The 21,189-nt window shown below is 63.3% G+C and carries 23 protein-coding genes and 1 pseudogene; 10 read left to right on the top strand and 14 right to left on the bottom strand.

Annotated elements, in window-relative coordinates; genetic code table 11:
- Window positions 1–18 precede the first annotated feature (18 nt).
- From FJ986_RS28185 to FJ986_RS28170, 4 genes are all read right to left on the bottom strand, one after another.
- On the bottom strand, window positions 19–1,005 hold the full coding sequence (locus FJ986_RS28185) for a Gfo/Idh/MocA family oxidoreductase (protein WP_140561808.1): 987 nt from the start codon (window positions 1,003–1,005) through the stop codon (window positions 19–21).
- A gap of 102 nt (window positions 1,006–1,107) precedes the next feature.
- The gene (locus FJ986_RS28180) at window positions 1,108–1,683 is read right to left on the bottom strand and encodes a YceI family protein (RefSeq protein ID WP_140491123.1); all 576 of its coding nucleotides are present in this window, start codon (window positions 1,681–1,683) and stop codon (window positions 1,108–1,110) included.
- 68 nt (window positions 1,684–1,751) lie between these two features.
- Window positions 1,752–2,324, bottom strand: a complete 573-nt coding sequence (locus FJ986_RS28175; protein WP_140561806.1) for a cytochrome b — start codon at window positions 2,322–2,324, stop codon at window positions 1,752–1,754.
- A 59-nt stretch (window positions 2,325–2,383) separates the two neighbouring features.
- Complete coding sequence (locus tag FJ986_RS28170) at window positions 2,384–3,274, bottom strand: LysR family transcriptional regulator (protein ID WP_140676571.1); 891 nt, start codon at window positions 3,272–3,274, stop codon at window positions 2,384–2,386.
- 96 nt (window positions 3,275–3,370) lie between these two features.
- Between FJ986_RS28170 and FJ986_RS28165 the strand changes: the two genes are divergently transcribed.
- A complete protein-coding gene (locus FJ986_RS28165; protein WP_140676568.1) occupies window positions 3,371–4,366 on the top strand; it encodes an aldo/keto reductase in 996 nt (331 codons plus the stop codon).
- Between the two features lie 136 nt (window positions 4,367–4,502).
- Here FJ986_RS28165 and FJ986_RS28160 read toward each other — a convergent pair whose 3' ends face one another.
- The 8 genes from FJ986_RS28160 to infC form a co-directional block, all read right to left on the bottom strand.
- Complete coding sequence (locus FJ986_RS28160; protein ID WP_140563503.1) at window positions 4,503–5,105, bottom strand: nucleotidyltransferase family protein; 603 nt, start codon at window positions 5,103–5,105, stop codon at window positions 4,503–4,505.
- Between the two features lie 48 nt (window positions 5,106–5,153).
- Window positions 5,154–7,562, bottom strand: a complete 2,409-nt coding sequence (gene pheT / locus FJ986_RS28155; RefSeq protein ID WP_140676565.1) for a phenylalanine--tRNA ligase subunit beta — start codon at window positions 7,560–7,562, stop codon at window positions 5,154–5,156.
- A complete protein-coding gene (locus FJ986_RS28150) occupies window positions 7,559–7,981 on the bottom strand; it encodes a GFA family protein (RefSeq protein ID WP_140517763.1) in 423 nt (140 codons plus the stop codon). Before FJ986_RS28150 ends, pheT begins: the two co-directional genes overlap by 4 nt.
- Window positions 7,978–9,075 (bottom strand): phenylalanine--tRNA ligase subunit alpha, encoded by a 1,098-nt coding sequence (pheS, locus tag FJ986_RS28145; protein ID WP_140491135.1) that lies wholly within the window; start codon window positions 9,073–9,075, stop codon window positions 7,978–7,980. The genes FJ986_RS28150 and pheS overlap by 4 nt, the downstream gene beginning before the upstream one ends.
- A gap of 142 nt (window positions 9,076–9,217) precedes the next feature.
- Window positions 9,218–9,619: a 50S ribosomal protein L20 gene (gene rplT, locus FJ986_RS28140; protein ID WP_006201247.1), complete on the bottom strand. Its 402-nt coding sequence runs from the start codon at window positions 9,617–9,619 to the stop codon at window positions 9,218–9,220.
- Window positions 9,620–9,710: 91 nt separating this feature from the next.
- The gene (rpmI, locus tag FJ986_RS28135) at window positions 9,711–9,914 is read right to left on the bottom strand and encodes a 50S ribosomal protein L35 (RefSeq protein WP_006201248.1); all 204 of its coding nucleotides are present in this window, start codon (window positions 9,912–9,914) and stop codon (window positions 9,711–9,713) included.
- A gap of 206 nt (window positions 9,915–10,120) precedes the next feature.
- Window positions 10,121–10,747 (bottom strand): isoprenylcysteine carboxylmethyltransferase family protein, encoded by a 627-nt coding sequence (locus tag FJ986_RS28130; RefSeq protein WP_140524075.1) that lies wholly within the window; start codon window positions 10,745–10,747, stop codon window positions 10,121–10,123.
- Window positions 10,748–10,887: 140 nt separating this feature from the next.
- Window positions 10,888–11,424: a translation initiation factor IF-3 gene (gene infC / locus FJ986_RS28125; RefSeq protein WP_140491142.1), complete on the bottom strand. Its 537-nt coding sequence runs from the start codon at window positions 11,422–11,424 to the stop codon at window positions 10,888–10,890.
- 218 nt (window positions 11,425–11,642) lie between these two features.
- On the opposite strand from infC, the gene FJ986_RS28120 reads away from it, so the two are divergent.
- The 4 genes from FJ986_RS28120 (at window position 11,643) to FJ986_RS28105 (ending at window position 15,017) form a co-directional block, all read left to right on the top strand.
- Window positions 11,643–12,413, top strand: coding sequence for an alpha/beta hydrolase (locus FJ986_RS28120; protein ID WP_140662310.1), 771 nt, complete (start codon window positions 11,643–11,645; stop codon window positions 12,411–12,413).
- A gap of 2 nt (window positions 12,414–12,415) precedes the next feature.
- Entirely contained in the window at window positions 12,416–13,558 is a 1,143-nt protein-coding gene (locus FJ986_RS28115) for a benzoate/H(+) symporter BenE family transporter (protein ID WP_140676562.1), read from the top strand.
- A 117-nt stretch (window positions 13,559–13,675) separates the two neighbouring features.
- Complete coding sequence (locus tag FJ986_RS28110) at window positions 13,676–14,158, top strand: DUF2852 domain-containing protein (protein WP_140625497.1); 483 nt, start codon at window positions 13,676–13,678, stop codon at window positions 14,156–14,158.
- 100 nt (window positions 14,159–14,258) lie between these two features.
- The gene (locus FJ986_RS28105; RefSeq protein ID WP_140491150.1) at window positions 14,259–15,017 is read left to right on the top strand and encodes a M48 family metallopeptidase; all 759 of its coding nucleotides are present in this window, start codon (window positions 14,259–14,261) and stop codon (window positions 15,015–15,017) included.
- A gap of 101 nt (window positions 15,018–15,118) precedes the next feature.
- On the opposite strand, the gene FJ986_RS28100 is transcribed toward FJ986_RS28105, so the two are convergent.
- Entirely contained in the window at window positions 15,119–15,337 is a 219-nt protein-coding gene (locus FJ986_RS28100) for a hypothetical protein (RefSeq protein WP_140491152.1), read from the bottom strand.
- Window positions 15,338–15,448: 111 nt separating this feature from the next.
- Between FJ986_RS28100 and FJ986_RS28095 the strand changes: the two genes are divergently transcribed.
- From FJ986_RS28095 to FJ986_RS28075, 5 genes are all read left to right on the top strand, one after another.
- The gene (locus FJ986_RS28095) at window positions 15,449–16,108 is read left to right on the top strand and encodes a phosphoribosylanthranilate isomerase (RefSeq protein ID WP_140554553.1); all 660 of its coding nucleotides are present in this window, start codon (window positions 15,449–15,451) and stop codon (window positions 16,106–16,108) included.
- An 89-nt stretch (window positions 16,109–16,197) separates the two neighbouring features.
- On the top strand, window positions 16,198–17,448 hold the full coding sequence (trpB, locus tag FJ986_RS28090; RefSeq protein ID WP_140676559.1) for a tryptophan synthase subunit beta: 1,251 nt from the start codon (window positions 16,198–16,200) through the stop codon (window positions 17,446–17,448).
- Between the two features lie 2 nt (window positions 17,449–17,450).
- Window positions 17,451–18,290 (top strand): tryptophan synthase subunit alpha, encoded by an 840-nt coding sequence (gene trpA, locus FJ986_RS28085; protein ID WP_140554555.1) that lies wholly within the window; start codon window positions 17,451–17,453, stop codon window positions 18,288–18,290.
- Window positions 18,291–18,471: 181 nt separating this feature from the next.
- A complete protein-coding gene (gene accD, locus FJ986_RS28080; RefSeq protein ID WP_140491161.1) occupies window positions 18,472–19,398 on the top strand; it encodes an acetyl-CoA carboxylase, carboxyltransferase subunit beta in 927 nt (308 codons plus the stop codon).
- A gap of 62 nt (window positions 19,399–19,460) precedes the next feature.
- The gene (locus FJ986_RS28075) at window positions 19,461–20,786 is read left to right on the top strand and encodes a folylpolyglutamate synthase/dihydrofolate synthase family protein (protein ID WP_140554556.1); all 1,326 of its coding nucleotides are present in this window, start codon (window positions 19,461–19,463) and stop codon (window positions 20,784–20,786) included.
- 105 nt (window positions 20,787–20,891) lie between these two features.
- Here the strand turns inward: FJ986_RS28075 and FJ986_RS28070 are convergent.
- Window positions 20,892–21,139: pseudogene (locus tag FJ986_RS28070) on the bottom strand (plasmid stabilization protein).
- Between the last annotated feature and the right edge of the window lie 50 nt (window positions 21,140–21,189).

Raw genomic sequence — 21,189 nt, 5'->3', positions numbered from 1 at the left:
GGAATATATCAATGATGGTCAGACCGCCTCCCAGCCATCCTTGCCGCCGGCGCGGAAGATGGCGTCGATGACCTTCTGGTTGAGCACGGATTCCTCCAGCGTGAAGACGCGCTCCTTGCCGCCCTGGGCCGCCCGCGCGAAGGTCTCGACCTCGAGCCGGTACTGCTGCGTACCGGGAAAGCGGAACACCTGCGCCTCCGTGTGGTTCTGGTTGTGCAACTCGACGCGGTGGTGATCGTAGAGCCCGGCATTGAACGGCGAAAACACCTCGATGAACCCGTTCTCGCCATGGAACACCATCACCTGGCGCGCGGCCATCTGGGTCGAGAGATAGAAGGACAGTTCGAAGTCGCCGAAATCGGCGCGGATCGAGGAATAGATGTCGGTGCCGAATTTTTTGTCGCGCTCGATCGTCGCCTGCACGCGCAGCGGCTCCTTGCCGGTGGAAAAGCGCGTCGACACGGTCGGGTAGACGCCGATGTCGGGCAGCGCGCCGCCGCCAAGGTCGAGCTGGTTGCGCATGTTGTTGGGATCGACATTGTAATAGGAGAACGCGCCCTGCACATGGCGCAGCCGGCCGATGACGCCGCTGGCGATGAGGTCGCGCACCTTGATCCATTGCGGATGGTAGACGACCATGAAGGCTTCGCAGACCAACACCTTGCTGGCATCGCGCAGCTTGATCAGCGGCGGAATGTCCTTGGCGTCGAGCGCCAACGGCTTTTCGACCAGCACATGTTTTCCCGCCTGAATGGCCTTGGCCGTCCATTCGACATGCTGCGATGTCGGCAGCGGGATATAGACGCCGTCGACCTCGTTCGAGGCGAGCAACTCCTCATAGGAACCGAAAGCATGCGGCGCGCCGAAGCGATCGGCCAGCGCACGGGCCTTCGACTGATCGCGGCTGGCGATTGCCGACAGCACGCCATTTTCCGCCTCCACGATCGCAGGCAAAAGCTGCTCGCGACCGATCTTGGCCGTCGATAACACACCCCATCGGAACATCAGGCTTCTCCTCTCGATTACAGGCGAGGAGGTTTGCCTGAAATCGGGGCAAAAGCCAATGCGGGGGCCAAGTTCCTCGCCCCACGAGCGGGGAGCGATGGCTCAACCCCTCTTCCCCGTCAGCCTCATGTCGAAACCGACGACGTTGGAATAGATCGGCGTGCCGACATCCATTCCGTAGCGCGACCGCAGCACCTTGCCGGTGACGTGGAACCCGATCGTGCCGGACTTCAGGCCATCGAGCTCGGCGGTGAACTTTTCCGCAAACGTCTTGCCGCGCGCCGTCAGCCGGCCGGTGACAAGCGCCGTCGTATCGCCGGTGCGGGTCACGCTGGTCGAGCGGAACTGGATTTCGGGGCTGTTGGCCGCATCGAACACGGCGTCTGAACGCAGGAAAGCGTCGATGCGGCCCTGGCCGGTGCCGACGCTTTCGGGAAAAATGGTAAGGTTGACCTTCGAGCGGCTGACGTCGTCATTGTCGATGCGGATCGTGCCCTTGAAGTGAGCAAACGCACCATCGAAACCGCCGCCGCCGGCCTTGCCGATGGTGAAGCGGATCGAGGAGTCAGCCTGGCTGATCGTGTAACTGCCGGCGGCATCATCGAGGACAACTGCTGCCCAGACAGGCACGGCAAGGCAAGCGGCAAGGGCCGCCGATCCGAGGAGTCGCGCATACATGAGATTATTTCCTTCTTCGGAGGCAACGCTCTTCGCGTCCTCGCTTACAAACGAGGCCGAACCCCGTTCTATTCCCCGCCTGAGGAAGGCGTGACGATGCGTGTAAGCACATTGTCCCTCAGTCGGAAATGATGGCGCAGTGCCGCCGTGACATGCAGCGCCACAAGTGCTGCGCCGGCATAGGCAAGGTACCAGTGCGCTGCCGCCCAAAAACTCTCGGCGGCATCGGATTCCGCGAGCGGCAGGTTGGGCATCACGAACAGGTTGAACGGCATGCTTGGAATTTCCAGCGTCGAGACCGAAACCAGCGCCCAGCCGGACAGAGGCAAAGCGATCTGGAAGGCATAGAGCGCCAGGTGAGCGAGCGGCGCCGCCAGGCGCTCCAGGGATCCGACCGAGGATGGCAAGGCCGGCGCGGCATTGCCGAGCCGCCAGGCGATGCGCAGGATGATCAGGCCGAGCAGCAGGAAGCCCAGCGATTTGTGCAGCTGGATGAGCTCGAAAGCCGTGCGCTGGCTGCTGATGCGGACCATCGCGAAACCGAGCGCGAACTGGCCGATGAAGGCAAGGCCGATCAGCCAATGAAGCAGGATTGCCGCCCAACCGTAGCGGGTCGGGGTATTTATGATCGAAGCTCGCATGGAAGGCGAACGAATGTCGCGTCGGCTTTCTTCCACCCTCCCACAAGGGAGAGGGCAGCCTATCCGCTCACCCTGAAGAAATCGATGAAGGCCCTGAGCGCAGGCCGCATCTGGCGGCGACTCGGATAGTAGACGAAGAAACCCTCGAAGGACGGACACCAATCCTCCAGCACGCGAACCAGCCGGCCATCGCGGAGCGGCTCGCGGACATAATCCTCGAAGACGAAGGCAAGCCCGGCCCCGTCGACCGCCGCCTGAGCGATCAGATGGTCTTCGTCGAGAATCAATGGTCCTTGCGCGGCAATCTCGATCTCCTCGCCATCCTTGGCGAATTCCCAGCGGTAGAGAATGCCGCTGGAGAAGCGGAAGCGGATGCAGCGATGATCGGACAGGTCACGCGGATGGCGAGGCCTGGGCATGGTGTCGAAATAGGAGGGCGCGCCCACCACGGCGCCGCGTATATCGGGCCCGATGCGCACCGCGATCATGTCGCGTTGCAGGCTTTCGCCAAGCCGCACGCCTGCATCGAAACCGCCTTCCACCACGTCCGTGAAGCGGTCCTCGATAACGATCTCCAGCACGATATCGGGATAAGCCGCGGCAAAGGCGCCGAGCCGCGGGTTCAGCACCAGATGGGCTGCCGTGCGCGGCACGCTCACCCGCAGATTGCCGGCCGGCCGGTCGCGCGCCTCGACCGCCGCCTCCAGTGCCAGGTCGATCTCCGACAGCGCCGGCCGCAATCGTTCCAGCAACCGCGCGCCCTCTTCGGTCGGGGCAACGCTGCGGGTGCTGCGTGCCAACAGCCGCACGCCAAGCCGCGCCTCAAGGCTGGACACGGCATGGCTGACCGCCGACGGGGCGATCGCCAGTTCCCTGGCCGCGCCGCGAAAGCTGCCGCATTGGGCAACAGTTGCCAGCACCGCAAGCTGTGAAAGATGTGCCCGGTTCATTGATCTATTTTCGAGAACGCCCCGTGCACAGATGAGCCGATTATCGAACATAAGGCAAGGCGCTATCTCCTGAGTATCGCAACAAGGAGACGCGTGATGAAAACCCGCAAACTCGGTACTGAATTGGAAGTTTTTCCGGTCGGCCTCGGCTGCATGGGCATGAGCTTTGGCTATGGGGGCCAGCCAGAAGCCGAGGCGATCGCCACATTGCGCCGCGCCGTCGAGATCGGCGTCAATTTCTTCGACACGGCGGAGGTCTACGGGCCCTACGAGAACGAGATCCTGCTCGGCAAGGCGCTGAAGCCGGTGCGCGATCAGGTGACGATCGCAACCAAGTTCGGCTTCAAAATCCTGGAGGAAGGCACCGGCACCGACCGCATGGCGGGCGTCGACAGCCGCCCCGAACACGTCAAGGCCGTCGCAGAGGCGTCACTGAAGCGGCTGGGCACCGACGTGATCGATCTCTATTACCAGCACCGCGTCGACCCGAACGTGCCGATCGAGGACACGGTCGGCGCCATGGCCGAGCTGGTGCGCGAGGGCAAGGTGCGCGCGCTCGGCCTTTCGGAAGCGAGTGCCGCCACCATCCGCCGGGCGCATGCCGTGCATCCGATCGCGGCCGTCCAGAGCGAATATTCGCTCTGGAGCCGTGACCCGGAAGACGAGGTGTTCGCCGTCTGCCGCGAACTCGGCATCGGTTTCGTTCCCTATAGCCCGCTCGGCCGTGGCCTCTTGACCGGCACGATCGCCAAGCCCGAAACGCTTGATGACGACGACTGGCGCCGCACCTTGCCGCGCTTCCAGGCCGACGCCATGGAAGCCAATGCCAAAGTCGTGGCCACGCTGGAAAAACTGGCGACCGAAAAGGGAGTGACCTCGGCACAGCTGGCGCTCGCCTGGGTACTGCACCAGGGCGATTTCATTGTCCCCATCCCGGGCGCCCGAAAAATCCGCCATCTCGAGCAGAACACGGCGGCGGCTGATATCGAGCTGAGTGCCGCAGAGGTACAGACCATCGGCGATGCACTGTCGCCTGATAAGGTCATGGGCAAGCGCTACACAGAGGAGCTGCTGGCGCTGGTGAATGGGTGAGCTTTCACCCTCCCCCCTGTGCGGAGGTCGGCTCGCTGTCGCAGCGAAGCGAAGACAGGGGTGGGGTGGCGATGCGCGATACAGAAGATCACGGATGTGCGCGCGAGGCACCCCCCTCTGTCCTGCCGGACATTTCCTACCATGGCACGACCGTAATCTCCGGCCAGTAATCCCGCGCCCGCTGGCCCTTCGCCTCATGCGTCCGCTGATTGTCCATCGCCCGGTTCGGCGTGACGCGGAATGAGAAGACGTCGTCGAGACCGAACGGCGCCAGCAGTTCCAGTTGACAATCCGCGTCGTATCGCACCCCGACCGCATGTGTCTTCGACGCAAAAAACCGGACCGACTCGCTCGAACTCGTGTAGCGCGGACAGGGCCGCCCGAACTTCTGCGGGTACCACAAATGCACCCGCGCTTGGTTGCGCACCTCGACCGGCAGGGGCAGCCCCTGGAAATGCTTCGCCGCCCGGCGGATGACGGCGTCCTCGGCCTCGTAGGACAGGTCGCTATCGTCGAAATAGAACAGGTCGACATCCTTGATGCCATAACCCGACGGCTTCCCCGTCAGATGGTTCCAGACCGAGTTATAGAGCACGCCGGAGACCACCAGCCAGTCCGGAAGATCGAGCGTGCGGGCACATACCAGCGCCTGGCGCACGAGCGCATCCGACAGCAGGATGTCGAGAAACGCAGCGCGTTGTGCTTCGAACGGGAGCCCGGAATAGTGCAAATGGTCCATCGCCCTTTGGAGGGCGATTCGCCGTGCTCCCGCAATCCCGGAAAGAGGCTATGCCCTGAGCACGCCTCCAGTCTGCTTGCCGACATTCTCGACGATGCGCCTGGCCAACGCCTCGAAATCCTCGTCGGTCAGCGTCTTCTCGACCGGCTGGATCGACACTTCGATGGCGATGGACTTCTTGCCCTCGCCGAGCGCCGCGCCTTCGAAAACATCAAAGACCGAGACGCCGGTGACCAGCTTCTTATCTGCGGCGAGCGCCGCGCGTACCAGCGTGCCGGCCTCGACCGCCTTGTCGACGACGAAAGCGAAGTCGCGCTTCACCGCCTGGAAGGCGGAGAGATCCAGCCTGGGCTTGGTTTTCGTCGGCTTTGCCTTGGGCTCGGGCACGGCATCGACATACACTTCGAAGCCGCAGAGCGGGCCGGAGACGTCGAGCCCTTCCAGCGTTTTTGGATGAAATTCACCGAACGTGCCGAGCACCGTCTTCGGTCCGAGCTTGATCGTTCCGGAACGACCAGGATGGTACCAGGACGGGCCGCCGGCCTCGATCTGCAGCCGCTCGACCGGCGCGCCGCAGGCTTCGAGTGCGGCGATGGCATCAGCCTTGGCGTCGAACACGCCGACCGGACCGGAATTGCCAGCCCAGTTGCGGCCGGAACCGTCGAGCTTGGCGGTGCCGCGCCGCACGCCGGCGGCGACGCGCCGTTGCTGGTCGGCGCCGTCGCCCTCATAGGTGCCGGAGACCTCGAACAACGCCACGTCGCCAATGCCCTTGTCGGCGTTGCGCTGGGCGGCTGCGATCAGGCCGGGCAGCAGCGAGGGCCGCATGTCGGACATGTCGGCGGCGATCGGGTTGGCGAGCTTGAGCGAAGCCTGCCCGCCGCCGAACAGTTCGGCGTGCCTGGCGGGGATGAACGACCAGGTGACCGCCTCCATCATGCCGCGCACGGCCAGCGCCCGCTTGGCCGCGCGGGTGCGGATCTGCAGCGTCGTCAGGATCTTGCCGTTGACCACGTCATGCGCGCCGAGCGGCTGCGAAGCAATGTTGTCGACGCCGTGGATGCGCATCACCTCTTCGACAAGGTCGGCCTTGCCGTCGACATCGGGGCGCCAGGACGGCACGGCGATATTGACGACATCGCCCGAGCCCTCAGGCTTGAAGCCGAGGCGCGTGAGAATATCGAGGCTTTCCGCCTTCGGCACTTCTATGCCGGTCAGCCGCTTCACTTCCGAGAGCGGGAAGGAGACGATCTTGGGCTGATGGCCGGCATAGCCGGCCACCTCGATTTCCGTCGGCGTGCCGCCACAGAAATCAAGCACCAGCCGGGTCGCAAGCTCAACGCCCGGCACCATGAATTCGGGGTCGACCCCGCGCTCGAAACGATAGCGGGCATCGGTGATGATGCCGAGCGCGCGCCCGGTGCGGGCCGTGGTGATCGGGTCCCAGAGTGCGGATTCGATCAGCACGTCGGTCGTGTTCTCGTCGCAGCCGGAACGCTCGCCGCCCATGATGCCGGCGATCGATTCCACGCCATTGTCATCGGCGATGACGCACATCTCCGGCGTCAACGTGTATTCGCGGCCGTCGAGCGCCAGTACCTTTTCGCGATCCCTGGCGCGGCGCACGACGAGGTTGCCGGCGACCTTGCCGGCATCGAAGACATGCAGCGGCCTGCCACGATCGAAGGTGACGTAGTTGGTGATATCGACCAGCGCGCTGATGGGCCTCAACCCAATGGCGATCAGCCGCTGCTGGAGCCATTTCGGGGACGGGCCGTTCTTGACGCCGCTGACCAGATTGAGCGCGAAGCCGGGGCAGAGTTCCGGCGCTTCGATCGTCACCTTGACGGGGCACATTCCATTGCCGACATGCGGCATGATCGCGCCGCCGACGAGGCGGCCGAGACCGCTCGCCGCGAGATCCCGGGCGATGCCGTAAACGCTGGTGGCATCAGGCCGGTTTGGCGTCAGATTGATCTCGATGACCGGATCGTCGAGATGCGCGTAAGCGGCGAAGCTGGTGCCGACCGGCGCATCTTCGGGCAGGTCGATGATGCCGTTGTGCTCGTCGGAAAGTTCCAGCTCGCGCTCGGAACACATCATGCCGTGGCTTTCGACGCCCCTGATCTTGCCAACCGTCAGCGTCACATCGATGCCGGGCACATAAGTGCCGGGCGCGGCGAAGGCGCCGATCATGCCCGCCCGCGCATTGGGTGCGCCACAGACGACCTGCACCGGCGGCTTGCCGTCGCCGGTGTCGACGGTCAGCACCCGCAGCCGGTCGGCGTCGGGATGCTGCACCGCCGTCAGCACCCTGGCGATGACGAAGGGCTTCAGGCTCGCCTTGTCGTCGACATGCTCGACCTCGAGGCCGATCGAGGTCAGCCGCTCGACGATCTCGCCGAGCGAGGCGTCGGTCTCGAGATGATCCTTGAGCCAGGAGAGGGTGAATTTCATGATGCTGTTCCGTCTGGTCTTTTGACGCTTGTTTTCAGATGTCTCGGCAGGTCGTCGGACATGTGCAGGAAGGGAAGCTGCTCGCTGAGATAGGCATGCAGCGTCGGCTTGAAATCGGCCGGAATGTCCATGGCGCCGAGCATGAAATAGATGTCGTCCTCCAGCCGCTCGTCGACATAGGCGATGGGTGAGCCGCAGACGCCGCAGAACGAGCGCGTCACCGGCCCGTTCTCGAACATCTTCAGCGCCTTGCCGGTGAACGCGACCTGGCCGGCAGGGAAGCCGACAAAGGCCGACACCGGCGCGCCGGTCGCCCGCCGGCAATCGCCGCAATGACAATAACTGACGTGGTGCGGTTCGACTGACGCCTCGAACCGCACGGCGCCGCAGCGGCAGCCGCCGGCGTGGGGCGCTGTCATGCGCTCAGGCCTCCGAACAGCGTCGGCATGTCGAGCGGCCGGAAGCCGTAATGCGACAGCCAGCGCACATCGGCGTCGAAGAAGGCGCGCAGGTCCGGCATGCCGTATTTCAGCATGGCGATGCGGTCGATGCCCATGCCCCAGGCAAAGCCCTGATATTCATCGGGATCGAGCCCGCCAGCGCGCAGAACGTTGGGGTGCACCATGCCGCAGCCAAGGATCTCCATCCAGTCCGAGCCTTCGCCGAAGCGCACCTCGCCTGGCCGCGAGCGGTCGCACTGGATATCGACCTCGAGGCTTGGCTCGGTGAACGGGAAGAAGGACGGCCGGAAGCGCATCTTGACCGACGGCACCTCGAAAAAGGCCTTGCAGAACTCTTCCAGCACCCACTTCATGTTGGCGACGTTGGCCGATTTGTCGATCACCAGCCCTTCGACCTGATGGAACATCGGTGAGTGGGTGGCGTCGGAATCCTGCCGGTAGGTCTTGCCCGGAATGACGATGCGGATCGGCGGCTTCTGCTTCTCCATGGTGCGGATCTGCACCGGCGAGGTGTGGGTGCGCAGAAGCTTGCGCTCGCCCTTCTCGTCCGGCTGGAAGAAGAAGGTGTCATGCATCTCGCGCGCCGGATGGCCTTCCGGGAAATTCAGCGCGGTGAAATTGTAATAGTCGGTCTCGATGTCGGGCCCTTCGGCGATGGCGAAGCCGAGATCGCCGAAGATCGCCGCGATCTCGTCGATGACCTGGCTGATCGGATGAATGCGGCCGCGCTCGGCCGGCGACTGCCGCACCGGCAGCGTCACGTCGACCTTCTCCGCGGCGAGGCGGGCAGTGATGGCAACATCCCTGAGTTCCGCCTTGCGCGCGGTGAGCGCATCGGTGACGCGGTTCTTGAGGCCGTTGATGGCGGGGCCTTTGACCTGGCGCTCCTCAGCGCTCATCGAGCCGAGCGTCTTCAGCATTTCCGAGATCGACCCCTTCTTGCCAAGGGCTGCCACGCGCACGGCTTCTATCGCGGCCTCGTCAGCAGCCGACGCTATGTCGGCGAGCAGCGAAGCTTCCAGGCTTTCAAGATTTCCAGCGGTGGCGTTCACGGCGAAACTCTCTCGATCGGGCAACCCACCATCACCGGGCGTGTCACCAATTTGGTTACATCAGGCATAAGAAAAACCCGCGCCAGCCGTGCCAGCGCGGGTTCCCCAAATCAGAATTTCGAATGCTTGGGAAGCGCTGGTCTTAGGCGACAGCGCTTTCAAAAGCATTCGGGGTGGTGTTCTTGAGGTACTCAAGAGCAACCTTGGCCTTGGCCACGAGCGCGGCGAAAGCCTGCGGCTCGTGGATGGCCATATCCGACAGGATCTTGCGATCGATCTCGATGCCAGCCTTGTTGAGGCCGTCGATGAAACGGCCATAGGTCAGGCCGTGCTCGTGCGTCGCGGCGTTGATGCGCTGGATCCACAGCGCGCGGAACGAGCGCTTGCGGTTCTTGCGGTCGCGATAGGCGTATTGCAGCGACTTTTCCACCGCCTGCTTGGCGATGCGGATGGTGTTCTTGCGGCGGCCGTAGAAGCCTTTCGCGGCTTTCAGGACCTTCTTGTGCTTGGCGTGCGAGGTGACGCCTCTTTTTACGCGTGCCATGTCATGATCTCCTTAAAAGCAATTCCAGGAAAAGTGCCTTGCGGTCTTCCGTTCGGAATTGCGTAAAACAAATTCGTGTCCGGCCGAATGCTCAGAGGCCGTTCGGCAGAAAATTCTTGATGACCTTCTTGCCATCCGGTTCAGCCAGAACCATCGTGCCGCGGGCATTTCGAATGAACTTGTTGGAACGCTTGATCATGCCGTGACGCTTGCCGGCCGCAGCCGACAGGACTTTACCCGTACCGGTGATCTTGAACCGCTTCTTGGCGGCCGATTTGGTCTTCATCTTGGGCATTTTGCTACTCCGTATTGTGGCGCACCATCGCGCTTCTTGTTCGCTTCGGGCCGACCAAAGCCCGAAAAGCAAATGAAACCGCCACGGCATGCCCTGCCGGGCGGTTTTCTTGGAACGGCGGTCCTATACGTCAAAGCAGGCGACTGTGCAACACCCACCGCGCCGCGCGTTTCCCCGAACGCCCGGATGCGGCGCCCGGTCCTTCATCAGGGGAGCGTAAACAACACCGGCAACATACCCGACTGCTGGGCGCCGTCGATCAGTTCGAAGGCCGGCAGCGCGATGAGGAACACCAGGCCGTCGAGAAGCGTGGTCAACAGCAGGCGCGGCTTGAAGCTGCCGGTGTCGCCTTCCTGGTAGAGGGAAAGCTTCGGAAAGAAGCGCGGCACTCTTGCCAGATAGGCCTGATAGGGCTCGCCGAGCGCTTCCTTGAGGAATTTCTCCTCGCGCAGGATGACGATATGGAAGGCGCCCGCACACAGGACAGCGAACAGAATGATGCCGGAGAACGAGCCGATCTGCGCGCCGACGCCGGCCGCGGCCACAGTCGAGAACACATAGAGCGGGTTGCGGGTGATCGAATAAGGCCCGCCCGTCACAACTTCGGAAGATTTGCGCCCACCTATGTAGAGCGTCGACCAAAGGCGGCCGCAGATACCCAGGAAAATCAGCAGCACGCCGAACATCTCGATCGTTTCATGCATCGCCGTATCAGGCGGAAAGCTCGATTGCCCGAACAGCAGGGCTGCGAACAGCACCACCACGAGCACGGCAAGCACCAGCCTGCGCGTGCGCTGGTAGCTACCCAGCCCGTATTTGAGTTTTTTGTCCAAGGGAGGAATCCGATCGTCGAGAACTTAGCCGGCGACCGCAGCTATGGCCGAGAAATGGGCGTCCCGCCGATCGCCGGGACGCCCTGTAGCACAATTCAGGCGGAATTGGAGCGCGTCGGTCGCGCTAACCTTATCGTGATCTAGCGCGGCGCCAGCACCATCATCATCTGGCGGCCTTCGAGCTTCGGCTCCGCCTCGACCTTGGCGATGGTAGCCACTTCCTCACGCACCTTGTTCAGAAGCTGCATGCCAAGCTCCATATGCGCCATCTCGCGGCCACGGAAGCGCAATGTCAGCTTGACCTTGTCGCCTTCCTCGAAGAAGCGGCGCACCGCCTTCATCTTGGTCTCGTAGTCGTGGCTGTCGATGTTCGGGCGCATCTTGATCTCCTTGATCTCGATGACCTTCTGGTTCTTGCGCGCCTCGGCCGCCTTCTTCTGGTTGGCGTATTTCAACTTGCCGAGATCGAGGATTTTTACGACGGGCGGCTGCGCGTTGGGCGATATCTCGACGAGATCGAGCCCTGCCTCTTCGGCGAGCAGCAATGCGTCGTTGATGGAAACATCGCCACGGTTCTGGCCTTCGGCGTCGATAAGCTGGACCCGGGGAACCCGGATGTCACGATTGGAGCGCGGCCCATCCTTGGTCGGCGCCGCTGCTTTGAAAGGTCTGCGAATGGTCGTGGTCTCCTTGGCCGTTTCGTTCTGGATTTGCAGGTGTTGATATGTGGACGCGCCAATGTGGTGAGCGCGCGGGCGGAGTCAATAGCACAGCATTGACAGAAAATCACCTGATCGCTGCCTGCACCAAACAAAGAAAGATCACGAGCACTTTTCGCCACACCACCGGCTGTGTCACAAGACCTGCGCTGAAAGACGGCGCGAGGAAAAAAGCCATGACTGCCACACCGCCAACCTTTCTGGATGTCGACGGATTGAGCATCGCGGTGCGCCATATTGCGGGCGCGACGCCTGGCATCGTCTGGCTCGGCGGCTACAAATCCGACATGCTGGGCACCAAGGCCGAAACGCTTTCGGACTGGGCGGCAAAAGAAGGACGTGCCTTCCTGCGCCACGATTATTCCGGCCACGGCGAATCCGGCGGCGCCTTTGCCGACGGCACGATCTCAAAATGGCTTTCGCAAAGCCTGGCCGTGTTCCGGCATTTCACCAGCGGCAGCCAGATCCTGGTCGGCTCGTCGATGGGCGCCTGGATCGCCCTGCGCATGGTGCAGGAATTGCGCAAGGCAGGCGACGCAAGCGTCGTCGGTCTGGTGCTTCTGGCGCCGGCGCCGGATTTTACCGCAGAACTGGTCGAACCGGTGCTGACCAAAGCGCAGAAGCGCGACCTTGCCAAAAAAGGCTTCTTCGAGGAGCCGTCGGACTATTCCACCGAGCCCTACATCTACACGCGCGCGCTGATCGAGGATGGGCGCGACAACCTGGTCATGACAGGCCCGCTCGACACGCACTGCCCCGTACACGTCTTGCAGGGCCTGGCCGATCGGGACGTGCCGTCGAGCCATGCGCTGAAGCTGGTCAGCCTGCTGCCGGCCGACGATGTCACGCTGTCGCTGATCCCGGACGGCGACCACCGGCTGTCGCGGCCGCAGGATCTCGACATGCTGGTGCGGGCGGTCGGCGACATGGCTGCGCGGGGCAAGTGACGATGCGCCTTTCCATCCCGATCTCAGCCTTCGTCGCGGCCATCGTCGGCTTCGGCGGCACGCTGGCCATCGTCATTGCCGCCGCCCACGCGGTCGAGGCCACGCAAATTCAGACCGCGAGTTGGGTGACCACGATCTGCCTGGCCATGGCGGTCGAAAGCCTGTGGCTGTCCTGGCGAACGAAAATGCCGGTCATCACCGCCTGGTCGACGCCGGGCCTGGCGCTGATGGCGGCGTCGAGCGGTTTTTCGATCGGCGAGGCCGTCGCCGCCTTCATCGTTACCGGCATTCTTTTGGTCGCCACCGGGCTGTTCCGGCCGCTGACGAAACTGATCTCGGGGATACCGCCCTCGGTCGCTTCAGGAATGCTGGCCGGCATTGTCGTCACCTTCGCGCTTAATGCGGTCAAAACTGTTCCCGCCGATCCCTGGCTGATCCTGCCGTTGATCGCCGCCTTCTTCGTCATCCGCCTGTTCAATCCGGCGCTGTCGGTGCTGGCAGTGCTGGTCGGCGGCGGTCTCGCCGCGTTTCTCACCGGCCGCGTCGGCGGTTTGCCCACTCCTGAACTGTCGACGCTCACTCTGATCGCGCCTGTGTTCACCGCCAAGGCGATAATCGGCCTGGCAGTACCGCTCTACCTGGTCACCATGGCTTCGCAGAACCTGTCGGGCCTCGCCGTGCTGCGCGCCGCCGGCTACCACCCGGAACCCGGTCCGCTGATCGGCATCACCGGCCTGTTTTCGCTGCTTTCGGCGCCGTTCGGCGGCTCGACCACCAATCTGGCGGCAATTTCGGCGGCTATCTGCACCGGGCCCGACGTTCATCCAGACCCCACCGAGCGCTGGAAGACAGGGCCGTTCTATGCCCTTGCCTACCTGATCTTCGCGATTTTCGGCGCTTCTCTGGTGGCGATCTTCGCCGTCCTGCCGCAGAGCCTGATCGTGCTGGTTGCGGGTCTTGCGCTGATGGCCTCGCTGGCCAACGCGCTGGCGATCGCGCTCAAGGACGAAAGCGAGCGCATGGCCGCCACCGTCACTTTTGTCGTCATCGCCTCCGGGCTGACCTTGTTCGGCGTCGGCGCCGCATTCTGGGGACTGATTGCCGGGCTGGTCGTGCTTTTCCTCGATATGCTCAAAAAGCGATAATCATTTCAGCAGCTTGTCCGGTTTTAGCCGACATTGTCTTGAATCGCCGTTTTTGCCTTCCCATTTCGATTCCACGCAGCCGGTCCTGGCTGTCTCCAACCGAAGGAATGGGAGAAAATGAACACATCTGCATTGATCCGCCCGGCCTGGACGCCGGCAACCATCGCGTTGATGGTGATCGGCTTCATGGTGTTCTGGCCGCTCGGCTTCGCCATGCTCGCCTACATCATCTGGGGCGACCGGCTCGAGGGCTTCAAGCGTGACGTCAACCGCGCGACCGACGGCATCTTCGCCGGCTGCCGCCGCGGTTCCGACAAAGCCGCGCGCTGGGGCCACGGCTCCGCCCGGACCGGCAACGTCGCGTTTGACGACTGGCGCGAAAAGGAGCTTGAACGCCTGGCCGAGGAACGCCGCAAGCTCGACGATATGTTGACCGAGTTCGACGACTACGCCCGCGAATTGCGTCGCGCCAAGGACCAGGACGAGTTCGATCGCTTCATGGCGAACCGCAACAAGTCGACCGCTCCGGCAAAGAGCGACCCGAGCACAGGCACGACCTCCACCAAGCGTGGCAAAGGCTCGAACCTGCTTGACGACTGAGGCCGAGCGACAGGCCCGATCGTGAAAAAACGGCGTCGCGCGAGCGGCGCCGTTTCTTTTTTGTTCTATTCGTTTTTCTCGAATCGCGTATCGTCCGGCCATGACCCTCGGATTCTTCCGCAATCTGACGAAGCCCAAGCCCACGCCTGTCGTGGAGCGAGAATACTGCGTTGCCGGCCGCACGCTGCCGCTCAAGATCGTCGAGAGCGCCAGGGCGCGGCGTCTGACGCTGCGCATCGATTCCAGCGGCCAGGGCCTGCGTATCACCGTGCCGCCGGGCCTGCGCCGCGGCGAGGTGGAGCGGTTCCTCGATCGTCATCAGGACTGGCTGGAGCAGCGGCTGGCCAAGGTGCCGACACGGCCGCAGGTACGGCCAGGCATCAAGATACCAATCCGCGGCGTGCCGCACCGCATCGTGCATGAGCCGTCAAGGCGCGGCACCGTCACCGTGTCGCGCGACGAACGCGGCCCGCTGCTGATCGTGCATGGCGAGCGCATCCACCTGCCGCGCCGCATCGCCGATTTTTTGAAGCGCGAGGCCAAGAAGGAGATCGAGAAGCTGGTGGCCAGGCACACCGAAGCGCTTGGCAAGCGCGCCAAGGCGATCCGCTACAAGGATACGTCCAGCCGCTGGGGCTCGTGCACCTCCGAAGGCAATTTGTCCTTTTCCTGGCGCATCATGATGGCGCCGCCGCCCGTCATCAACTACCTCGTCGCGCATGAAGTAGCGCATCTGAAAGAGATGAACCACGGCCCGAAATTCTGGAAATTGTGCGAAAAGCTCTGCCCCGACACCGACCGCTGCAAGGACTGGCTGAAGCGCAATGGCGGGGCCTTGCAGGCGATCGTTTTCGAGTAGCGCAATGAAGCGTCGTACGGCGCCAGAAAATAAGCTTTTCCGCGGTGATGCTTCACACCTCCGGTCCCGCCAGCGTCTACGTTCTTACTGGGCGCACGAACTCAATCGTCATTCGCGGCGTTCAACTCTTCAGGCCGCAGCCCCTCTTCGCTATGATGCGGCCACGGTAAAAAATTCCGATCGAAGGCGTCGGTGTCGAAATAATCGAGCGCCCGATGCGCCTCGGCGCCGTTGAAGGCGGCCTTGTCCATCAAATGCGCGATCACCTCGCGCGCCTGCGCGATCTTCTGCCTGAGTTCGGCAACGGTTCTGTCAGTCATGATGTTCTCCCGCCTTGCATGCTTTCCCATGATAGGTAGCGCCTTTGGCCCTGCCGGCAAACAACATGCTTTTTCTCGACTCTGCCTCGATTTCATGTCAATTCCCGCGCCATGGCACTCGACGTCAAAATCTGCGGCTTGAAGACCGACCAGGCAATGGCCGCGGCGCTGGCCGGCGGCGCCAGCCATGTCGGCTTCATTTTCTTTGCCAAGAGCCCGCGTTACATCGAACCGGCTGCAGCCGGGCGGTTGCGCGAAGCGGCGCGCGGCAAGGCTTTAGCGGTTGCCGTTACCGTCGACGCCAACGACACCTTCCTGGACGACATCATCGACAGCATGCGCCCGGACATGCTGCAGCTGCACGGCTCGGAAACGCCCGAACGGGTGGCCGAACTGAAAGCCCGCTATGACCTGCCGGTCATGAAGGCGCTGCCGCTCAGCGAAGCCGCCGATCTCGAGCGCATCAAACCGTTCGTCGGGGTCGCGGACCGGTTCCTGTTCGACGCCAAGCCGCCGAAGGGCTCCGAGTTGCCGGGCGGCAATGGCGTTGCGTTCGACTGGCGCATCCTGACCGGCCTTGACGCCGGGCTCGATTACATGCTTTCCGGTGGGCTCAACGCCGCCAATATCGGCGATGCCCTTCGGCTTGCCAGCCCGCCCGGAATAGATATTTCCTCAGGCGTGGAAAGCGCGCCGGGCGTCAAGGATCCGGCGCTGATCGAGCAGTTTTTCCGGGCCGTCAAGGCAGTGCGAGACGACCGCGCCGCCTGACCGCCTCAAACCCGAGCATGTCCCGGAAAAGTGGAAACCGGTTTTCGACAGGACATGCTCAAGAAAATCGAGATGCCAGGAGATCGGCGATGAACAAGCCGGCGACACCCAATTCCTTCCGCACCGGACCCGACGAACAGGGCATGTTTGGCATTTTCGGCGGTCGTTTCGTGGCCGAAACGCTGATGCCGCTGATCCTCGACCTCGAACGGCACTGGAACGAGGTCAAGGACGATCCGGATTTCAGGGCCGAGCTCACCGATCTTTCGACCCATTATGCGGGGCGGCCGTCGAAGCTTTATTTCGCCGAAGGACTGACCAGGCATCTTCGTGAGGTTTCCTTGGCGAAGGGCATCGGGGGCGGCGCAAAGGTTTATTTCAAGCGCGAGGACCTGAACCATACCGGTTCGCACAAGATCAACAATTGCCTCGGCCAGATCCTGCTGGCCAAGCGCATGGGCAAGACGCGCATCATCGCCGAGACCGGCGCCGGCCAGCATGGCGTGGCCTCAGCCACGGTCGCTGCCCGTTTCGGCTTTCCCTGCGTCGTCTACATGGGTGCCACCGACGTTGCCCGCCAAAGCCCCAACGTGTTCCGAATGAAGCTGCTCGGCGCCGAAGTGCGGCCGGTGACCGCTGGCCACGGCACGCTGAAGGACGCCATGAACGAGGCGCTGCGCGACTGGGTGACCAATGTCGAGGATACTTATTACCTGATCGGCACCGCGGCCGGCCCGCACCCCTATCCGGAGTTGGTGCGCGACTTCCAGTCGGTGATCGGTTCGGAGGCGCGCGCGCAGATTCTCGAACAGGAGGGCCGGCTGCCCGACACCATCGTCGCCGCCGTCGGCGGCGGCTCCAACGCCATCGGCCTGTTCCATCCGTTCCTCGACGACAAGGATGTCCGTATCATCGGCATCGAGGCTGGGGGGCGTGGCCTCGACGGCATCGAGCACTGCGCCTCGATGAACGCCGGCGCGCCGGGCGTGCTGCATGGCAACCGCACCTATCTCCTGCAAAATGCCGACGGCCAGATCATGGACGGCCATTCGATCTCGGCCGGCCTCGATTATCCCGGCGTCGGCCCGGAGCATTCCTGGCTGCGCGATTCTGGCCGCGTCGAATATGTGCCGATCCTCGACGACGAGGCGCTGGAGGCCTTCAAGCTGACCACGCGCGTCGAAGGCATCATCCCGGCGCTGGAATCGGCGCACGCCATCGCACATGCGGTGAAGATCGTGCCCGCCATGGACAAGGACCAGATCGTCATCGTCAACCTGTCCGGCCGCGGCGACAAGGACGTGCATACGGTGGCTTCGATGCTGGGCATGGAGATCTGATCATGGTGACCCGCATCGATCGCCGCATGGCAAAGCTCAAGAACGAAGGCCGCCCGGCGCTCGTCACCTATTTCATGGGCGGCGACCCGGACTATCAGACCTCGCTGTCGATCATGAAGGCGCTGCCAATGGCCGGCGCGGACATCATCGAACTCGGCATGCCGTTCTCCGATCCGATGGCCGATGGCCCGGCGATCCAGGCCGCGGGCTTGCGGGCGCTTAGAGGCGGCCAGACGCTGGTCAAGACGCTCAAGATGGCGGCTGACTTCCGCACCGGCGACAATGAGACGCCGATCGTTCTGATGGGCTACTACAACCCGATCTACATCTACGGCGTCGACCGCTTTCTCAAGGACGCACTGGCCAGCGGCATCGACGGGCTGATCGTCGTCGACCTGCCGCCTGAGATGGACGAGGAGCTGTGCATCCCGGCGCTGAAAGCCGGCATCAACTTCATCCGGCTGGCGACGCCGACCACCGACGACAAGCGCCTGCCCAAGGTGCTGCAGAACACGTCCGGCTTCGTCTATTACGTGTCGATGACCGGCATTACCGGTTCCGCGCTGGCCGACACCGGCAAGGTCGCTGCGGCCGTCAAGCGCATCAAGGGCCATACCGATCTGCCGGTCTGTGTCGGCTTCGGCGTCAAGACCGCCGAACAGGCGCGCGTCATCGGCGCCAATGCCGACGGCGTCGTCGTCGGCACCGCGATCGTCAATGCGGTCGCGAATGTGCTGGGGCCGAAGGGCGAAAAGACCGCCGACCCGGCCGAGGCCGTCGCCACGCTGGTCAGCGGCCTCGCGCAGGGTGTGCGCTCGGCCCGCCTTGCTGCCGCCGAATAGTTTTCCTACCTCAGGTCTTGTGCGCGTCGCCATCCCAGGCGGCATGCGCTGGATCGGTTTGCCGTTTCACGGAAACGCCGAACTGCTCTATCTTTTTGTTTTATCGCAATTCCGGACGGAAAACCGGTTCACACTTTTCCTGGAATTGCTCTAACTCTTCGTCAGGACAGGAGCCGAAGCGATGAACTGGATCACCAACTACGTTCGCCCGAAGATCAATTCGATGCTCGGCCGGCGCACCGACATGCCCGAGAACCTGTGGATCAAGGATCCCGAGACCGGGGAGATGGTGTTCCACAAGGATCTGGAATCCAACCAGTTCGTCATCCCGTCTTCGGGCCATCACATGAAGATCTCGGCCAAGGAGCGGCTGAAATACTTCCTCGACGACGGCAAGTACGAACAGCTCGAAAATCCCAAGGTCATGCTGGACCCGCTGAAATTCCGCGACGAGAAGCGCTACACCGACCGGTTGAAGGACGCCAAGGCCAAGACCGGCCTGGAAGATGCCATCGTCAACGCGCTGGGCACCGTAGAAGGCCTGCCGGTGGTGGTGACGGTTCAGGATTTTGCCTTCATGGGCGGTTCGCTCGGCATGGCCGCGGGCGACGCCATCGTTCATGCCTTCGAGGTGGCCGTGCAGCGCAAGCGGCCGCTGATCCTGTTTGCCGCTTCCGGCGGCGCGCGCATGCAGGAAGGCATCCTGTCGCTGATGCAATTGCCGCGCACCACGGTCGGCGTCGACCGGCTGAAGGAAGCCGGCCTTCCCTACATCGTCGTGCTGACCAATCCGACGACCGGCGGCGTCACTGCCTCCTACGCCATGCTGGGCGACGTGCATATAGCCGAGCCCGGCGCACTGATCGGCTTCGCCGGACCGCGCGTCATCGAGCAGACCATCCGGGAAAAACTGCCGGACGGCTTCCAGCGCTCCGAATATCTGATGGAGCACGGCATGGTCGACATGGTGGTGTCGCGACTGGAGATGCGCCGGACCATCGCGCGGCTCTTGAAGATGCTGCTCAAGATGCCGGAAGAGCACAAGCCCCTGGAGCCGGAAATCCTGCCGCCGGCGGTGGTCGCGACGGAAGCACGGCCGCAGGCCTGACGCGACACTCTTTGCCGCGAACCGCGATTGCGCGCGATCCATCGCGCGCTTAGGACTCTTACATGACCACGCTTGCCGCCGACCGTGAAATCGAAGCGCTGATGGCGCTTCACCCGAAAGGCTTCGATCTTTCGCTCGACCGCATTTCACGGCTGCTGGAGCGGCTGGGCAATCCTCAGGACTTGCTGCCGCCGGTGATCCATATCGCCGGCACCAACGGCAAGGGCTCTTGCGCCGCCTTCTCGCGGGCGCTTCTGGAAGCGTCCGGCCGGCTCGTGCACGTGCACACCTCGCCGCATCTGGTCAGCTGGCACGAGCGCTACCGACTGGCGGCCGATGGCGGCGGCAGGCTGGTCGAGGACGATATCTTCGCCGAGGCCATCGCCCGCGTCGCCAAGGCCAATGGCGGCGAGAAGATCACCGTTTTCGAGATCCTCACCGCCGTCACCTTCATCCTGTTTTCGGAGCATCCGGCCGATGCCGCCATCGTCGAGGTCGGTCTCGGCGGCCGCTTCGACGCCACCAATGTCATCGCCAGGCCGGCTGTCTCGGTGATCATGCCGGTGTCGATGGACCACGAAGCCTATCTCGGCGACCGCGTCGAACTGATCGCCGCCGAGAAGGCCGGCATCATCAAGCGCGGCTGCCCGGTGGTCATCGGGGCGCAGGAAACCGAGGCGGCGCAGCAGGTGCTGATCGAAACCGCCGAGCGGCTCGGCTGCCCGACCCTGGTCTATGGACAGGATTTCCTCGCCTTCGAGGAGAACGGCCGCATGGTCTATCAGGACGATGATGGCTTGATGGATCTGCCGCCGCCGCGGCTGCCCGGGCGCCACCAGTTCGCCAACGCGGCCGCCGCGATCGCCGCCGTCAAGGCAGCCGGCTTCGAGATCAGCCACCGTGCCGCCGAGAAGGCGATGACCACTGTCGCCTGGCCGGGGCGGATGCAGAAGCTGTCGCAAGGCAGGCTGACGGAACTGGCGCCGAAGGGCGCCGACATCTGGCTCGACGGCGGCCACAATCCGGGCGCCGGCGTGGTCGTCGCCGAGGCGCTGGCCGAACAGGAAGAGAAGAACCCCAGGCCGCTTTTTCTCATCTCCGGCATGATCAACACCAAGGACCAGAGCGGCTATTTCCGCGCCTTCAATGGCCTCGCCCGGCACGTCTATACCGTGCCGGTGAGCCTGAGCGACGCCAGCGTGCCGAACGACGAACTGGCGGCCCGCGCCACGGAGGCCGGGCTTACGGCCGAGCCGGTGAGTTCCGTCGCCAGCGCGCTGATGTTGCTGCGCGACACCTGGGACGGCCCGCCGCCGCGAATCCTGATCGGCGGCTCGCTCTATCTGGCTGGCGCGGTGTTGGCGGAGAACGGCACGCCGCCGACGTGACGCATCCAGTATCTGCGCCTAACTAACCGGTCCAAGCCGCCGCTCAGAAGTCCCAACGCGAGATCATATCAGGCCGGTGGTGCCAGGTCGTTGGTACGGCGAAAATCAAACTTCAGGTCCTGTATGAGCCTGACGGCCTTCTCGGACGATTTTCTCCAGATCGATGTCGGTGCCACTGCTTGCGCCAGGTGGGCATAGAATGTGGGCGCGGGTTCGCGACCTGCTTCACGAATCTCGTAGGATTCAAGCGCTCGCTCGACGACATCTGCTATCGAGCGATTTTCGCGACGAGCAAGTCTATGAGCCAGGTCGCGTGCTTTTGCGCTACGGACCGAGAGCTGAGGTTCGGCCATCTCAAACTCCGTTGTTGGAAGACATATATACCGATTTCCGCTGCGGTATT

The sequence above is a fragment of the Mesorhizobium sp. B1-1-1 genome (assembly GCF_006442955.1).
Classification (GTDB): Bacteria; Pseudomonadota; Alphaproteobacteria; order Rhizobiales; family Rhizobiaceae; genus Mesorhizobium.
This window is presented reverse-complemented; position numbering and strand designations above follow the sequence as displayed.

Coding starts and splice junctions, on each gene's coding strand:
- FJ986_RS28185 (WP_140561808.1), bottom strand. CDS start 1,005: ATGTTCCGATGGGGTGTGTTATCGACGGCCAAGATCGGTCGCGAGCAG.
- FJ986_RS28180 (WP_140491123.1), bottom strand. CDS start 1,683: ATGTATGCGCGACTCCTCGGATCGGCGGCCCTTGCCGCTTGCCTTGCC.
- FJ986_RS28175 (WP_140561806.1), bottom strand. CDS start 2,324: ATGCGAGCTTCGATCATAAATACCCCGACCCGCTACGGTTGGGCGGCA.
- FJ986_RS28170 (WP_140676571.1), bottom strand. CDS start 3,274: ATGAACCGGGCACATCTTTCACAGCTTGCGGTGCTGGCAACTGTTGCC.
- FJ986_RS28165 (WP_140676568.1), top strand. CDS start 3,371: ATGAAAACCCGCAAACTCGGTACTGAATTGGAAGTTTTTCCGGTCGGC.
- FJ986_RS28160 (WP_140563503.1), bottom strand. CDS start 5,105: ATGGACCATTTGCACTATTCCGGGCTCCCGTTCGAAGCACAACGCGCT.
- pheT (WP_140676565.1), bottom strand. CDS start 7,562: ATGAAATTCACCCTCTCCTGGCTCAAGGATCATCTCGAGACCGACGCC.
- FJ986_RS28150 (WP_140517763.1), bottom strand. CDS start 7,981: ATGACAGCGCCCCACGCCGGCGGCTGCCGCTGCGGCGCCGTGCGGTTC.
- rplT (WP_006201247.1), bottom strand. CDS start 9,619: ATGGCACGCGTAAAAAGAGGCGTCACCTCGCACGCCAAGCACAAGAAG.
- rpmI (WP_006201248.1), bottom strand. CDS start 9,914: ATGCCCAAGATGAAGACCAAATCGGCCGCCAAGAAGCGGTTCAAGATC.
- FJ986_RS28120 (WP_140662310.1), top strand. CDS start 11,643: ATGACTGCCACACCGCCAACCTTTCTGGATGTCGACGGATTGAGCATC.
- FJ986_RS28115 (WP_140676562.1), top strand. CDS start 12,416: ATGCGCCTTTCCATCCCGATCTCAGCCTTCGTCGCGGCCATCGTCGGC.
- FJ986_RS28110 (WP_140625497.1), top strand. CDS start 13,676: ATGAACACATCTGCATTGATCCGCCCGGCCTGGACGCCGGCAACCATC.
- FJ986_RS28105 (WP_140491150.1), top strand. CDS start 14,259: ATGACCCTCGGATTCTTCCGCAATCTGACGAAGCCCAAGCCCACGCCT.
- FJ986_RS28100 (WP_140491152.1), bottom strand. CDS start 15,337: ATGACTGACAGAACCGTTGCCGAACTCAGGCAGAAGATCGCGCAGGCG.
- FJ986_RS28095 (WP_140554553.1), top strand. CDS start 15,449: ATGGCACTCGACGTCAAAATCTGCGGCTTGAAGACCGACCAGGCAATG.
- trpB (WP_140676559.1), top strand. CDS start 16,198: ATGAACAAGCCGGCGACACCCAATTCCTTCCGCACCGGACCCGACGAA.
- trpA (WP_140554555.1), top strand. CDS start 17,451: ATGGTGACCCGCATCGATCGCCGCATGGCAAAGCTCAAGAACGAAGGC.
- accD (WP_140491161.1), top strand. CDS start 18,472: ATGAACTGGATCACCAACTACGTTCGCCCGAAGATCAATTCGATGCTC.
- FJ986_RS28075 (WP_140554556.1), top strand. CDS start 19,461: ATGACCACGCTTGCCGCCGACCGTGAAATCGAAGCGCTGATGGCGCTT.